Here is a 15,326-nt window from a genome sequence, read left to right as displayed (position 1 = left end):
TTAATTTATGACTCAAAAAATGAAAATGAAAAAGTATCTATTGCTATTTGTGACAGCATTAGCGTTAGGATTTGCTTCTTGCTCGGATGACGAAACCATCCCTAATCTGACGGGTATCGCCATCGAAAGTGAAGGCGGAGTGACCGAAGTTATCCAAGGTGGAACACTCGCACTGACCGCCAACTATACAAGCAACGTGAACCCCGAAGTAAGATGGGAAGTCAACGGAGAGGTGAAGTCAACTGATAAGGAGTTCAGCTTTACTGAAGCCGAACCGGGAAAATACTATGTAACTCTGGTGGTATCTACGGAAGTAGGAGAGAAAAGAGTAAACCTTCCGGTCACCGTATACGGCAAATACAAATATGGAACCTTTGTTCTGAATGAAGGCAACTTCGGCAATCCTCCCAGCTCTCTCATCTTCATTTCTCCGGAAAATGAAATGACGGAAGAAGCATACTTCGAAGCAAACGGTACACACTTGGGAGTTGTATCACAAGACCTGTTCATTGCAAACAATAAGATGTATATCATTTCTCAGAATGGCGGCGAAGACGGTATGCTTGTAATTGCCAATGCCGAAACATTGAAAAAAGAGAAAGGATTCAGCAAGGATCAACTGGCCGACCTCAATTGGCCTACCCACGTAGCCGCTCTGGATGACTCACACGTATACATCCGTGACAACAACGGCGTGCACTTGTTCGATCCGACAACAACCTCCCTGAGTTTAATAGAGGGAACAGACGGAGCGATAAAAAACAGAATGGCGGTAACAGCCCAGAAAGTATTCGCAGGAGCCAACAACAGTCTGCTGGTGATTAAAGATAACAAAGTGATAAAAACCATCGCTTTGGAAGGCACACCGACAGGAGTTGTAAAAGCTTCGGACGGTAATGTATGGGTTTCTGTCAACAGCACTCCGGCAAAGATTATGAAGGTATCATCTAAGGACTACTCAATCTTGAAAACGAATAAATTAGGAAGTTTCCAGGTATCAGCCGGCTGGGGAGCTACTCCGGCAATCAGCGCCAAAGGTGACAGCATTTATTTTGGTAACAACAGCACTACTATCTATCTCCATGATTTCGCGAAGAATCAGACCAAAGAGCTGGCTAAAATCGGTGATTACATACAAAATGCCACAATGACTTACAATAACCTTGCAGTAAATCCGAAAAACAGTGATGTATACGTCACTACAATCAAAGGTTACGGTAACGATTACCTGACCAACAGCATCGGCGTATTTAACTTCACAAGCGGTACTACTAAATTGGTGCAGGATTACAAAAATGCGACTCGCTTCCCCGCGGGAGTATTCTTCACTTACGACTTTGAATAAAAGTAAAAAGGTGTAGTCCCCGGCATACCAGGATATAACCATATTAAAAAGGGGATGTGTCATCATTCACCACAGAGTAACACAGAGTTCCATAGAGCGAACTTAATCTATTGATTTATCTGTGTAGTCTGTGGTGAATACGAATTTCGACACACCCCCTTTTTATTTTTTAATACTGCACCGGTGGTGTACTCCAGCTACCGGACAGCGTCAGGTTATCGGTTCCAAGCAAAGGAAGATTCACCGGAACGGTAACCGTTATATTGCCAATCAATAATTTAACGGTTCCATTCAACACAGGACCGAGTAAGGGGATTCCTCCCAATATACCATCCAGGTTAGCAATATTCTTCAACTGTACAGAGAGTGTCAGCGAATGGTTTCCGTCGTTCTGTTGTGCATACGATTTCAGCCCCAGGCTGACAAACGAATAGTTCGAACGATACCTGTAATTCGTATTGACTGTTGCCTGTATCGGATCTGTGATATTCACAAATACTCCATTCAGCAACAACGGACCGTCAATCACATCGTCCACCAACAATCCGGAGATCAGTCCGGGTTTGGCAACATGAATCTCCCGTACGTCATAAAGGCCATGAAAACCTCTGATCAGAATATCCTTCTCACTATTCGTCGTACCGGGTGTAGGTGTAAATCCATACCGGAAACGATGATTACCCGTATAGAAATCCTTCACATTCAGGTCTAAGTCCACAGTCTTAGGGAAATTGTTTATGGTCACTAAAGCATAAGCAGCATCACTGCCCCTCCAGGGATTCAGTAAATCGCCCAATGCTCCCAATGCACCATTCTGCGTAGCATTACCGGAGAGAGTCAGCCCTATCTGATTGACCAACCCTTGCAAAAGTTGTGCATACAGTACATCCACGACCGGTTCGACCAATGCCGCCACCACCAGATTGACTGCGGCATCGAGTCCGCCAACAACATTATAGACAGCATTACCAACCACTCCCAAGTCCATTGCCGTTTTCAGTAACCCTGGCAAAATGCCTTGTACCGTCGTCCGGATTATATTCCTATATCCTATTTGCGTCACAATATTGTTGGTCAGAGAATTCAAAGCGGTTTGTGCATCCACAAACACTCTTCGCAAATTCAGCATACTGATAATGCGCTGCAACAGTACATAAGGCTGAGCAGAGGTATCCGAGAAAGATACATTGGCCAGATAAAATTCCGAAGTGTCGGTAAACTCCGCACCGGGTAACACGATCCGGGCATTCGCACGTGTTGTCTGGTAATTCGTCAACACATCCGCATAGTTGGTTCCACCGCCCGAAACGGGAATCGGGAACTGTGTTTTCTCTACATTGGCCAGAAATACAGCTGTATACTGTCCTTTCGGAAGCGTATCTTTCAAGGCAGCCATCGGCCAGGAAGGAGCAGCATCCGTAGTCTTCAGCACCACCTTTTCTTTCACAAACTCACCTGTCGACTTATAAATGACGTAACGCAGGTGACGAACCCGTGAATCGGTCCCCGTGACGGGCGTACGGGTATCCGCTCCTCCGTATCCGGCAGAGAAGGTTACTTCAAAATATCCGTCGGGCAAGTCCGAAGGCTTACCTTCCGGAGGAAGTTGCCCGGAGTCTTCACCGGGCACTTCGACCAGCTCTTTCTCACATCCCGTCAGGAAGAAAGAAAGAAAAAGGCTTATCATTATTATCACTTTCGTTTTCATCTCCGGTTCTTTTTGCTTTCAGTTTCTATTGAAGGCCATCCCAGGCATTGTCATCCAAGTTGATGTTTCCTGCCAAAGTGAAACCTATATTGATATTCGCATAACTTCCGGTCACTTTCACCCAATGATTAGGAGTAAAAATAATCCGGTTTCCCGAAACCACACCGGGAGTATCCGGCAGTTTCACCGTATAACGTTCGGTGAAGAGTCCATAAGAAGACACATCCAGATAGAACAGAGTCTTTCTACTGTCCGGAATAGCCAGCAGAAACTGGTTGAAACTGACTTTCCCCGAGACCGGTGCCTGAGTAGCCAACGTCTTCGTACCGCTGTCACCGGCTGTTTGCCATGTCAGTGCCGTCCCATCCGTTGCACGGGTAGCCGTCACAAGTTGCTCGGCTATCAATGTCATAGAGTTGACATATGCGGGAATATTGGTCACTTCGAGCGTTAAACCACTAACCAGCCTTTTCAGTGTACCTGTCACATAATTGATTTGCGAAGGTTTAAAAACAGGACCAACCAACGTTGTACCCTGGTAACCGTTTCCGAAACACGAAAAGAACTCCGGAACTACCGTCGGATTGACCGGTTGCAAATACAAATTAGCCAACGTAGCCGGATTACCAGTCGAACCGATATTAAACCGCTTCGTTGCACCTCCGCCACTGGCAAAATCATAATCACTCCGATTATATCCGATCACCAACAACTGATAGGTAGAGGCTGCTGAAAGATTAAGCATCGTGACTACTGCCGGAAACGAATTGACATCCAATTGTCGGGCTGCGCTATATTCCGGAACGAAATTAGCTGCATCGTTTGGCAATGCTTCATCCGTTTTCCGAAATGGCAGAATCAGTATCCTGTTGACAGAGAGAGCTGCATCTCCCGGCGCACGACTCATGACCCCGTCCCGCTTTATTTCAAAACGGACCGGAACCCCTTCTTCCAAGGGGAGTTCGGCAACATCATCTGTTGAGCAGCTGCCCAACAAGAGCGTTGCCAGAAATCCCGTCAGAAGGATAGTTATATAGCCTGCCTTTCTCATAGCCATACCATGATTCTGTTTTTGAGTTACTTTTACTGAATTACCAGGTTATGTATCAATTCCCATGCCGGACTGATAGTGATCACAATATTCTGATCGGTCAGCAAATCTACCGGAGCATCATCGTCACCCGGGTTACCCGGTGTTCCGCCATCCACACTACCCGTAGCACCTTTCACACCTAATGCATAAAAATGATTTGCCAGCAGATTAAACTGTGTTGCTCCCGAACTATTAGTGTCGCTCACGGTCCACTCTTTTATAGCGGTACCACTCGCATCATAAAGTCCTAAAGTCATGCTCACGCCACTAACCGGCATATAGAACGAACCTCCCAATTGTGAATTAGGCACTTTCACCACTCCCTGTCCGGACAAATCGTTGCCCACATACACGCCGTTGGAAACAGCCTGGCCGGAAAGATCCATATCTATTATATTATAAGGAGTAGCGGCAGTATTGATACCTACACCATTAGTCAGATTCACCTGCTGATTGGAGTTGCTGACTTTCAGACGCAAATACTTCACAGTGGTTCCGTTAAGCACTTGAGGAACATTCTTGAAGTATCCCAGTACACCGGCCACCTTACGGGTCATCTCAATGCTGACACGAGTTCCGCCCTGAGCCATTACTTCCGCATCGGCCGAACCTGCAAAGATTTCCGATTCATCGCCCGAATTCACGATAGTAGCAAGCATATCCGTATAATTGGTATTACCGGAAGTCGGCGTAGTCACAGAGAAGCGGTCACTTGCGTCACGGCCTACAGCCAAAAACTTATATACCCCTGCAGGAAGCTTGTCAGCATCGGGAACGGCAAAACGTTTGAAAGTAGTACCATCGGTCCAGCCGGTGATATCATAGGTCTTTTGATGCAGATAAGTCGAACCGTTCTGCATAAAAGCATAAACACTGACACGAGTGACATGCTGTGTAGCCTCCTGGCTATACACCGGCATTCGGGTTCCAATCCCATCTGTCAGACCATTAACCGCGGACAGTTCAAATGTAATCCCATTATTTTCAGGATTCACTTCAGACGAAGGATCATCTTCGCTGGAACAAGCAGCAAATACAAAGAGGCTTGCTGCCACCAGAAACATTAATTTTTTCATAATAGCAAAGTTTAGTTTAAATAAATAGATAAGGAAAAAGAGATCAGTAGATATCCAGGCGATGTATCGTGAGCCATTCCCCACGGATAAACATCTTGATTTCCCAGATTCCTTCTGATGTATTGTAGTCTATAGAGACAGCGGTTATTTCATTGCGCCGCATGTCCACTTCCATTTCGGGCAATTTCAAATAAGGAGATTCAGAAGCTCTTGTATCGGTGGCATAGAAAGTTAAAGCTAACTTTGAATGTCCATCTACCGAAGAGGGTGCAAGCACTGTCTCCAACATATTGGTAAATGGCACACTTTTGTCAACCTGCGTGCTTCCGCTATAATTGAGATCGGCATCCACCGACTGATAAACGTGGTTTACATGTTGTTCTATCCGACTTATTTCAGCCGGGAAATTGGAACAGAGTAACAACAGCTTTCCCTTGGTACGTTCCAATGTCAATTCTTCTGTCTGATATTCGGGAGAGAAATGCAAGACACGGGTCGCCACATAAATATCCGTATGCTCCTTCCCGTCCTGATGCAAAATGCCGTCGGGGTAATCAGTAGTCAGGTTCCCCCAAACAGCCAATTTATAATCACCATCGGGTATTCCGGCGAAAGAAATAGTATACTCCTTATCTTCACCGTTGATTTGATCAATCTCCGACTCTCTTTTCAATGCTCCGGTAGAAGCGTCGTACAGAGCATAATAAATAGTTCCCGTATAGGTGCGGAAAGGCTGGTTCTCGTCTACGCTACCCAGCTGCGGAAACTGCGATATATTCAAATAGTTCTTGTCCTTAACAGATACCCGAACCGAGTAAGGTTGTTCTACCGGACATTCGTCTCCGCAAGAGGAAGCAAGTACTATGCCAACTACCATGCAGAAGATCTGTATTACTCTTCCATTCATAATCTCTAAAGTTTAAATATAAAACAATTCGTTCATTCACTCAGAAATCAGTATCCCAAATCAAGATACTCCCATATGGTAGTTTTGCAGGCGGAGCGCTGTTGCCCCGCATTTGTCCAATATCAACAGAAAGAGTATGCATTTGTTTTGCCACGAATCATTATTATCTGTTAAAATTATGACCGGTATACAATTGTTTAAACGATTCATAAACAGGCAATCGGAGGAAACAAAATATCACCTTCAAATGTTGTAGAATCAAACAATTTTTAAAAGAAAAATGATTATGGCTGAAAATTATGAACTGATAGACAATGAAGAAAAACATCAATATGAATTCCATATTGAAAGTTATACTCCCCGAATAGAATACATCAAATCCTCGAATGGTGAAATCTACCTCACGCACACCGAAGTCCCTGCCGCTTTAGGGGGGCACGGAATAGGTTCTCAGCTCGCAGAAAAAGTCCTTACCGACATTGAGCGGCAAGGTCTGCGCTTGGTTCCTCTTTGTCCGTTCGTTGCGGGATACATACATAAGCATCCGGAATGGAAACGCATTGTACTTCGTGGTGTTCACATTCAATAATATAAAAAACAGTTATGGGAAAACAAATAGAATACAGCAATGGCGAACTGACCATTGTATGGCAGCCGGAGCTTTGCCGGCATGCCGGAATCTGCGTGAAGACATTGCCCAATGTGTATCACCCTAAAGAACGTCCGTGGATAAAGATGGAAAATGCTACTACCGAAGAACTGATTGCTCAAATCAAGAAGTGTCCATCGGGGGCTCTAAGTTATAAACTAAAGAAATAAAAAAATCTCCGGGAGCCTTGTTTAAAAGATGTTCCCGGAGATTCTTTTGTTTTTATCCGTAGTCATAGATGATTTACAAAACTTAATTAGCTTTTCTAATCACTCTGAATTCGCATTTATCACTCCCTAAAAGACCTGTTCCATCCACTCCCTCCGCCATGCCAATGAAACCTGTATTGATATCCGAACAATAAAATGAAACGGTGGCTTCTCCTTTCTCATCCGTCACAACCATAGGCGACCAAAACAATGTATTGCGGGCATCCGGTATAGGCAACTGCATGTCCACTTCATCCGGTTGATAGAATTCGCGAAGAGCATAATATCCTTTCGTACGCCAAAGGTTATTCATGCGGAGCAGTTCTTTTTCAGAATATATGGGGCCGTGATATGTCACAGTCTGCCGGTCTATAACACTGAAGGCATTGCCTCCCAAATGCTTGAACTTCACAATTTCATACTGTTTTCCTTCCACCGGTTTAGTCCTTTTATCAGACGGTTCACCACAAGGTTTCCACCAAGGATGGGCATCATATCCGGGTTTATAATTTTGCAGATAGCCACATCCGCAAACATAAACATTTTCCATGCTCATCTGTGTCATGCTGTCTAACCGCCCCATAAACTTATCTCTAAATGGTCTGCGTGCCTTACGGCTGACTACGACTTCATCCAGCAGGATTATACTGTCACTGCTTACAACCGGCATATCAACGAACTCTTCTTTCACCGCCTGTGTCCGGACTGTAACCGAATGACCGGGATATTTCTTTCTTCTCACACTGTCAATCACCGGAAAGTAATCTACGATCTCCAGTTCAGGCTTAAACTCTTTCGACAACATTGGTTTCAGATAAATATATCCACCACGAAGCTCTTTCATCCGATTCGTATCAATCGTGAAGTGTCCTACCGAGTCTGTCCACAAGAACGCAGAATTACCTTCAGCACCCGTAACCTGAACAAGTTGCTTATCCCCCTGTTTTTCTCGGCTCTTTTTCCTGCCTCCTGTAACCTGAACTCCTGATATATCATCGCTTAAAAACGCTTCTCCCTGATAAACCGGGCCATTAAACTCCCAGATATATCGTCTCCACCCCTGTGTCAATAGCAACAAATCCATTGCCTGCACACGATCTTTGTTCCTTTCATCAAAATAATAAGACGGACGATGAACTGCACCGCGTATCTGCGACGACAGATAGCAATGGGTCAGAATATTCACAGGATCAACCGGATTACTATATGCTTTATCAAAAACGCTAATTCCCAGATTGACTTTTACAGGCCGGTTCTTATCATCCGTAACCTTAATATGTAAGGCCGCTTTTTCACGAAGAGCGTAGCTTTCCTTCTCCGGTACGATACGAATATGCAGTTTCTTTTCGGGATGTACATACACCAGCCTCTCGGCAACCGGCTTCATTGCATTGTCAAAGAGGGTAAACTCGACTATCCCCTGATAAGGAAACTCGGCCAGAGGCATCTTTATCTTCAAACGGTCTTTAAGCATTCCCTTTGCAACACAACACACCATCCCCCGCATCTGACCCACCAAACAGACTTCCTGATCAGGCAAATCTTGTGTTTGAGAGATGATAAACTCCAATTGTTCCTGATCCTGTTTCAATAATCGCAGTGCTACTCCTTGTTTATACACCTCAGGCAAAAGGTAACTATGTCCATCCTTCAGCTCTATCCGGTATTCTTTATCGGCAAACGGAGTAAAAAGTAACTTTCCCATTCCGTCATGGCTGCTTTTGAATGGCATAAGAGGAAGTCCGCCTTCACACAGCACCCCTTCCACATCGACCGGATACCCTTTCGTGTCAGTAGCTTTGAACGCCAGGCAAAACGGCAAACCCGAAACCAGATTTCCGCCTTCGGGGAAGAGTTCGAATCTTAAATCACCTGTCTCCTCTCCCTCTTTTGCCGGAGTATTATAGCTGATGTTCTTTAATACTTTGATTTTACGTACCGGAGATATTCCGACCGTATCTTTATAATAGGAATGACGGGTATAGGCTTCCAACCGATAACTCCCTTCCGGCAGTTTCGTATCCACATATATGTGGCCGTCTGCAATACCGTTTTCTATGGGATACTTCTCTTGCCAGACTACACTGTCTTTATCACTCAACATTTGCAGATAAAGTGTCTTGCTCTGGGTTGACAAACCGAATGATTTCGCATCAAGCTGATATGCTTTAAACCAAAGATCTTCTCCCGTTTCATAAATCTCCTTACTGGTCTGCAAATACACCAGTTCAGAAGGATAACCCGAAAAGCGTTGGCTAACAGATGTAAATAAGGAATCGACACGATTCTGAGCAGCAACTCCCATACTGTAGCCAATGACAAGCACCAGCAATAAGATACGATTTATCATTTTGTTTACTTCATTGAAAATCAATCATTTTTTCCAAACGAAGACCCCACCTGCCAGGTCATCACAAAATCCGGATGCAGCAAATATCGGATATGGAATTTCATCCGGCGTTCCGTACGATATTCCTCGGCAAAAAATTCTCCGCATTCACATACCTGAAACGGTACTATACGGAGATGCTCCCGGAAATCGACCTCATCCGCATCCATACACTTAAACATCACTTCTTTGGCGGACCAATGTAAAAGCAGCGACCAGGTATCGTCTCCCTGATAAACGGACATCGTTTCATCCTCACGCATATATTTATGTGCAACCTTGTGTACCCGTTGTCCATATTGCTCAATGTCAATACCGACTTCGGATACGGCGCTTAAGATAACCGCCACATATCCGCGGGTATGGGAAATACTAATAAAAAAAGAGGAATCCGCCAAACGGGGTTTACCACTGGGAGCATATTCTATTGACTTTTCTTCCCCCAGCAACCGATAAAGCAATACACGCACAGAAAGCCACTCCAACCGGCGGTGGGGTGAAGAGAAACGCTTTAGCTGCCGTTCGTATTTCTCAGGACCAGGGAGCAAAGCCAAAAGTTCTTCGAGAGATTCATCTGTTTTCCAGATACCCCAACGATAACAGTCCGCCTTATGTTCCGACAACAATGCCATAATGAAATCAGGAAGCAACTTCCGTTGTGGAAGGCTCGTTTATGGTAAACTTCACTTTCAGGATGCGGCGGCTGTCCATCGCCAGAACTTCAAATTCATAATGATGATAAAGTACTTTCTCATGCAGCGCGGGAAACTCCCCTTTGATCTCAAGCAACAGTCCGGCCAGCGTATCGGCATCACCGTCCACCTTCTCAAAATCGTCCTCATTTACCTTAGTAATCTTGTAGAAGTCTGTCAGCTGGGTCTTTGCTTCAAAAACCCAGGTATGATCGTTGATCACTGTATAGGTACGCTCTTCATCATCATACTCATCATGGATTTCTCCAACAATTTCTTCTATAATGTCTTCCATTGTCACTATTCCCGATGTACCTCCGAATTCATCAACGACAATGGCAATATGAATTTTATTTGCCTGGAAGTCACGCAGAAGATCGTCGATCATTTTAGTCTCAGGCACAAAATAGGCGGGACGAATCAATGATTGCCAACGAAAATTATCCCCCTTATTCAGATGGGGCAGCAAGTCCTTGATATAAAGCACTCCTTTGATATTATCGCGTGTACCGGAATAAATAGGGATACGGGAGTAGGCATTATCAATTATGCACTGAAGCACGTCTTTAAACGAAGTACGTATATCAAGATCCACTACATCCAAACGGGAAGTCATAACCTCTTTGGCCGTCTCCCCGCCAAAACGGATAATTCCTTCAAGAATATTGTTTTCTTCCGAAAGTTCGGCTTTATCTGTCAGTTCAAGGGCATGGGAAAGTTCATCAACAGATATATTATGATTTTTCTTGGCGAAGTGTTTATTTAAAAAAGCGGTAGAATGTACCAGTACGGCAGATATCGGTGCAAATACCTTGCGCAGGACGTAGATGACCGGAGCGGAAAAACGGCAGAAAGCCAACGTCTTTTGTGCTGAATAGATCTTAGGCATTATCTCTCCGAAAAGCAACAACAGAAAAGTGAGGATGACTGTCAGTATCAAAAACTCTGCGAGAACCGAATGAAAAACAAAAACATTCATAAAAAAGAAGTTACAGAGCATGATGATGGTCACATTCACAAAATTGTTTGTGATAAGAATGGTTGCCAGCAAACGTTCGGAATCTGCAAGCAGATTGCTGATCTTTCCATCAGAAGGGTGATTACCCTCCTCTATATCATTCAGATCGGAAGGTGAGAGTGAGAAGAAAGCAATTTCGGATGCCGAAGCAAAGCCCGAAGCGAGCAGGAGCAAACCGGCCAGTACGATGGCTATTATTGCTGATAATGATGGTGTGTGTACGGATATTCCGTTAAAAATTTCTGCCAACTGGCATAAATAAGCGTCTGGGTCCAAAATATTGGTTTTAAGTTAATAATAAGCAGCCGCGAGTTAAACTCTGGCTACAAGTTGTTAGTCAAGAGTTATGAACTACAAGTTAAGGTAACAGCCGGATGACAACTATCATCCTTAACTTGTAGTCCGCAACCATTAAAACGGCAGATCGTCTGCCGGATTATCTTGTGAAGATGCCGATTGCTGCGGTTGTTGCGGTTGAGGCCGTACGGGAGCAGCAGCAGCCTGCTGCTGTGACGGAGCATACGATCCGGCACCGGCACCTTTCGGAGTCAGCATTTCCATATTATCTACAAATATCTCGGTAACATAGCGTTTTGCCCCACTCTGGTCATCATAAGAACGAGTTCTTATCTTACCTTCCACATAGAGCTTATCACCTTTATGTACATATTTCTCGGCAGTTTCTGCCAGTCCTCGCCAAAGTACAAGATTGTGCCATTCAGTCCGCTCAGGCACTTGTGTACCATTAGACAAAGTATATGCACGGTCGGTTGTAGCCAAAGGAAAACTGGCCACAGCAATACCCGTATCCAAATATCTCACTTCAGGGTCTTTACCGACATTTCCTATCAATATCACTTTATTTACTGACATATTCTCAGAGTTTTATGTTTCTAAATACCGATTTTTGTTGCCAAAATTAAGTAGAATAACAATAGAATGCAAGAATTGTTACAACTTTTATAAAGCTCTATAAGTTTTATTGCGCACTTTCCTTAAAATCGTTTGCAGTTCAAAGAGCTTTGCCGGGTTCTTCTCTGCAAGGTTTTCTTGTTCATAGGCTTTAGTCATATCATACAATTGAGGGATACTCGAATTGCCGGTTTCGATTTTCGGTCCCCACGTAATCATTTTCGGTCCGTCGTTGGGTTCAATGTATTTCCAGTCCTTGGTACGTACCGACAACGTATGGTTAGAAGCCTGTTCAATCACCCAGGGACGGTCAGTAGAATCTGTTCCGATCCAGTTGCCCAAGCGGTTGAAGCTATCTGGAGCAGCCCCTTTAGGCAGACGCGCATTTACGAGAGAAGCCAGAGAAGCCAACCAGTCGATTTGTGAAACCAATACATCCGACACCTGCGGCTGTCCGATTTGTTTAGGCCAGCGAACAATTGCCGGTATCCGGGTTCCTCCTTCGAAAGCGCTATATTTATTACCACGAAGCGGGCCGGCAGGACTATGACCGTTTAGCAGCTCTTCGGCACGATCCTGATACCCATCGTCTACAACAGGACCATTGTCACTGGAAAGAATAATCAACGTATTCTCAGAAAGACCGAGTTTGTCAAGTGTTTCCAGGATTTGTCCGACACTCCAGTCAAACTGAACAATGGCGTCCCCCCGGAGTCCCATAGGATTCTTACCACGGAAACGTTCGTGAGGGAAACGGGGAACATGTACATCATTGGTAGCAAAATACATAAAGAAAGGCTCATCTTTATGATCACGAATAAAATCGATAGCATGGCTGGTGATGGAGTCAGCTATGTTTTCATCTTTCCACAGAGCTTTACCTCCCCCTTTCATATAGCCAATACGGCCAATACCATTGACGATAGCCATATCATGACCATGACTGTGCTTCTGGTTATACAACAATTCGGGATGATCTTTTCCCAGAGGTTCACCTTCGAAAGGTTTCCGGTAACTAACCTCGATAGGAGCACTCGGATCGTAATTCGCAACCTTTCCGTTCTCAATAAAGACACAAGGTACACGGTCGGCAGTAGCAGCCATGATATAAGAATAATCAAATCCCAGATCGCCCAATGCAGCCGGAAGAGGGGCATTCCAATCCTGTTCGCCGGCTTTGTCTCCCAATCCCAGATGCCATTTTCCAATGGCAGCGGTAGCATATCCGGCATTCTTAAACATATCCGCCATGGTATAATCTTCCGGACGAATAATCATTCCGGCATTTCCCGCGGCAACATCAGTACCGGGACGACGCCAGGCATATTCGCCTGTGAGCATAGAGTAACGTGAGGGAGTACTGGTAGCGGCTGTAGCATGTGCATTGGTGAAGCGGATACCTTCGGAAGCCAAGCGGTTCACATTGGGGGTCTGTACATTTTTGGCACCATAGCATTCAAGGTCGCCATAGCCCAAATCGTCGGCATAAATAAACACAACATTGGGCAATTGCCGTTCGTTTACCTTTTGTTTACTCTTGCCTCCTTTTTGTCCGTTTGCAGCCATTATACAGGCTACCGGAGAAAGACAGGCCAATAATAAATAGGATCGTCTCATAATTTTAGATATTTAATTAGTTTAACACAGTGATAATTTTCAATTAGTTAATGTATTTCTCGATAAAGGCATGTACCAACCTCGACACCGCATACTGCTCCAATTCATCGGCTTTTATTTTCTGATAAGAAGTAAAAGACTGACTGTTCTCCGGAAGATCAACCATATAGAAATTGGCATAAATCACCCGGTGTGAAAGTACATGTTTCACATCCCTGCAAACCAAACGGACTATAGGGGTCTCTCCCTCCGCAAACATGGCTCTGAATTCAGACAGCGCCGGAAATTCCTCTTCCGAGACAGCTTCGGGAGTTTCAATCAGAGGAAACTCAAACAGATTTTTCCAGATGTCATTGCCCGTTCTTTTATTAATCAAAGTATACGCACCCATACGTACATATATATAATTGAAGTAGCGATTGGTCGTTTTCGTTTTGTGCTGTTTTACCGGAAGTTGTGCCACCATTCCCCCGGCTAATGCCGAGCAGCCGCTTGCCAACGGACAAAACATGCAGTTAGGAGACTGAGGCGAACATTGGATAGCTCCAAAATCCATGATAGCCTGATTGTAAAGAGCAGGATTCTTTTTATCCAGCAGTTCATCGGCTACGGCAGCAAAAAGCTTTTTCCCTTCAGTAGAATCTATCGGAGTATCGATGCCCAGATAGCGGGAAAGTACCCGGTACACATTCCCATCGACTACCGCATAAGGCATGTTATAGGCAAAAGAACAGATGGCAGCGGCAGTATAGTCACCTACCCCCTTCAAAGCCCTCACTTCCGGATAGGTTTTAGGAAACACCCCGTTCATACTTTTAGCGGCTGCATGCAAATTGCGTGCACGGGAGTAATAGCCCAGCCCCTGCCAATACTTCATCACTTCGTCTTCATCCGCTTGGGCCAATGTGGCAACATCCGGAAACCGTTTCATAAACCGCATGAAGTAGTCATACCCCTGCACGACACGGGTCTGTTGCAGAATGATCTCCGAAATCCATATCACATAAGGATCCGCGGACTCCCTCCATGGAAGTTCCCTTTTATATTCCTGATACCACTTTTCTATTGTATTGCTGAAGTTAGGATTCATATATTTAGCCAGATTCTACTTTTTGTTAACTTTATCCTTGCACAAAAGTAGTTCTTTTCATCTAATTACGAACTAAGAAAGCTTAATGAAGCGACTTTTTTAGAAAATTGTTCGGGATATATTTTTTTGGGAGACTAAAAAGCTATATATTTGCAGTCCAAAAAATTAGAAAGAACATAGTAATAATATTTTTTTTAAGGAAAAATGACTAAAGCAGATATTGTAAACGAAATTGCAAAGAACACTGGTGTTGACAAAGTAACAGTACTTACAACAGTTGAGGCATTTATGGATGCAGTGAAAGATTCTTTGTCTAAGGACGAGAATGTTTACCTCCGTGGATTTGGTAGCTTCGTCGTAAAGAAAAGAGCTCAAAAAACCGCTCGTAATATTTCTAAGAATACGACTATCATCATTCCGGAACACAACATTCCGGCGTTCAAACCAGCTAAGACATTCACCCTTTCGGTAAAGAAATAATAAACAAGAGTATTAACCCATAAAATTTTGAAGCTATGCCAAGCGGAAAGAAGAAAAAAAGACATAAAATGTCTACGCACAAGCGTAAAAAAAGACTAAGAAAGAACAGACATAAAAGCAAAAAGTAATTTTTAGTCTGAA

At 44.2% G+C, this 15,326-nt stretch carries 14 protein-coding genes; 4 read left to right on the top strand and 10 right to left on the bottom strand.

Going from position 1 to position 15,326, the window contains the following annotated elements; translation table 11 throughout:
* The first annotated feature begins 25 nt into the window (after positions 1-25).
* Positions 26-1,345 (top strand): DUF5074 domain-containing protein, encoded by a 1,320-nt coding sequence (locus R3O62_RS11900; protein WP_234168621.1) that lies wholly within the window; start codon positions 26-28, stop codon positions 1,343-1,345.
* 169 nt (positions 1,346-1,514) lie between these two features.
* On the opposite strand, the gene R3O62_RS11895 is transcribed toward R3O62_RS11900, so the two are convergent.
* Genes R3O62_RS11895 through R3O62_RS11880 form a run of 4 tightly spaced genes read right to left on the bottom strand, consistent with a single transcriptional unit; the run spans position 1,515 to position 6,129 of the window.
* Entirely contained in the window at positions 1,515-3,053 is a 1,539-nt protein-coding gene (locus R3O62_RS11895) for a FimB/Mfa2 family fimbrial subunit (protein WP_317472643.1), read from the bottom strand.
* 25 nt (positions 3,054-3,078) lie between these two features.
* Positions 3,079-4,110, bottom strand: a complete 1,032-nt coding sequence (locus tag R3O62_RS11890; protein WP_022013019.1) for a hypothetical protein — start codon at positions 4,108-4,110, stop codon at positions 3,079-3,081.
* A 26-nt stretch (positions 4,111-4,136) separates the two neighbouring features.
* On the bottom strand, positions 4,137-5,222 hold the full coding sequence (locus R3O62_RS11885) for a FimB/Mfa2 family fimbrial subunit (RefSeq protein ID WP_270819826.1): 1,086 nt from the start codon (positions 5,220-5,222) through the stop codon (positions 4,137-4,139).
* Positions 5,223-5,265: 43 nt separating this feature from the next.
* Positions 5,266-6,129, bottom strand: coding sequence for a FimB/Mfa2 family fimbrial subunit (locus R3O62_RS11880; RefSeq protein WP_270721741.1), 864 nt, complete (start codon positions 6,127-6,129; stop codon positions 5,266-5,268).
* Positions 6,130-6,415: 286 nt separating this feature from the next.
* Here R3O62_RS11880 and R3O62_RS11875 point away from each other — a divergent pair, with 286 nt between their 5' ends.
* Together R3O62_RS11875 and R3O62_RS11870 are read left to right on the top strand one after the other, a co-directional pair.
* Positions 6,416-6,718 carry a GNAT family N-acetyltransferase gene (locus tag R3O62_RS11875; RefSeq protein WP_005776345.1) on the top strand — a complete coding sequence of 101 codons (303 nt, stop codon included), beginning with the start codon at positions 6,416-6,418 and terminating at the stop codon, positions 6,716-6,718.
* 14 nt (positions 6,719-6,732) lie between these two features.
* Positions 6,733-6,948 (top strand): (4Fe-4S)-binding protein, encoded by a 216-nt coding sequence (locus R3O62_RS11870; RefSeq protein ID WP_005776344.1) that lies wholly within the window; start codon positions 6,733-6,735, stop codon positions 6,946-6,948.
* 82 nt (positions 6,949-7,030) lie between these two features.
* On the opposite strand, the gene R3O62_RS11865 is transcribed toward R3O62_RS11870, so the two are convergent.
* From R3O62_RS11865 to mutY, 6 genes are all read right to left on the bottom strand, one after another.
* Positions 7,031-9,337: a hypothetical protein gene (locus R3O62_RS11865; RefSeq protein WP_317472644.1), complete on the bottom strand. Its 2,307-nt coding sequence runs from the start codon at positions 9,335-9,337 to the stop codon at positions 7,031-7,033.
* A 20-nt stretch (positions 9,338-9,357) separates the two neighbouring features.
* On the bottom strand, positions 9,358-10,008 hold the full coding sequence (locus R3O62_RS11860) for a 4'-phosphopantetheinyl transferase family protein (protein WP_032536358.1): 651 nt from the start codon (positions 10,006-10,008) through the stop codon (positions 9,358-9,360).
* Positions 10,009-10,015: 7 nt separating this feature from the next.
* Positions 10,016-11,362, bottom strand: a complete 1,347-nt coding sequence (locus R3O62_RS11855) for a gliding motility-associated protein GldE (RefSeq protein WP_022013013.1) — start codon at positions 11,360-11,362, stop codon at positions 10,016-10,018.
* Positions 11,363-11,497: 135 nt separating this feature from the next.
* Positions 11,498-11,959: a single-stranded DNA-binding protein gene (locus R3O62_RS11850; RefSeq protein WP_317472645.1), complete on the bottom strand. Its 462-nt coding sequence runs from the start codon at positions 11,957-11,959 to the stop codon at positions 11,498-11,500.
* An 87-nt stretch (positions 11,960-12,046) separates the two neighbouring features.
* Positions 12,047-13,615: a sulfatase family protein gene (locus R3O62_RS11845; protein WP_032540016.1), complete on the bottom strand. Its 1,569-nt coding sequence runs from the start codon at positions 13,613-13,615 to the stop codon at positions 12,047-12,049.
* A gap of 43 nt (positions 13,616-13,658) precedes the next feature.
* A complete protein-coding gene (mutY, locus tag R3O62_RS11840; RefSeq protein ID WP_032540017.1) occupies positions 13,659-14,705 on the bottom strand; it encodes an A/G-specific adenine glycosylase in 1,047 nt (348 codons plus the stop codon).
* 204 nt (positions 14,706-14,909) lie between these two features.
* Here mutY and R3O62_RS11835 point away from each other — a divergent pair, with 204 nt between their 5' ends.
* Positions 14,910-15,185, top strand: a complete 276-nt coding sequence (locus tag R3O62_RS11835; RefSeq protein ID WP_005776335.1) for an HU family DNA-binding protein — start codon at positions 14,910-14,912, stop codon at positions 15,183-15,185.
* Positions 15,186-15,326 lie beyond the last annotated feature (141 nt).

Source organism: Bacteroides hominis, assembly GCF_033042785.2.
In the GTDB taxonomy this organism is placed as follows: domain Bacteria; phylum Bacteroidota; class Bacteroidia; order Bacteroidales; family Bacteroidaceae; genus Bacteroides; species Bacteroides hominis.
Note: the sequence above shows the minus strand (reverse complement) of the source record. Positions and strands in the feature narration are given on the sequence as shown.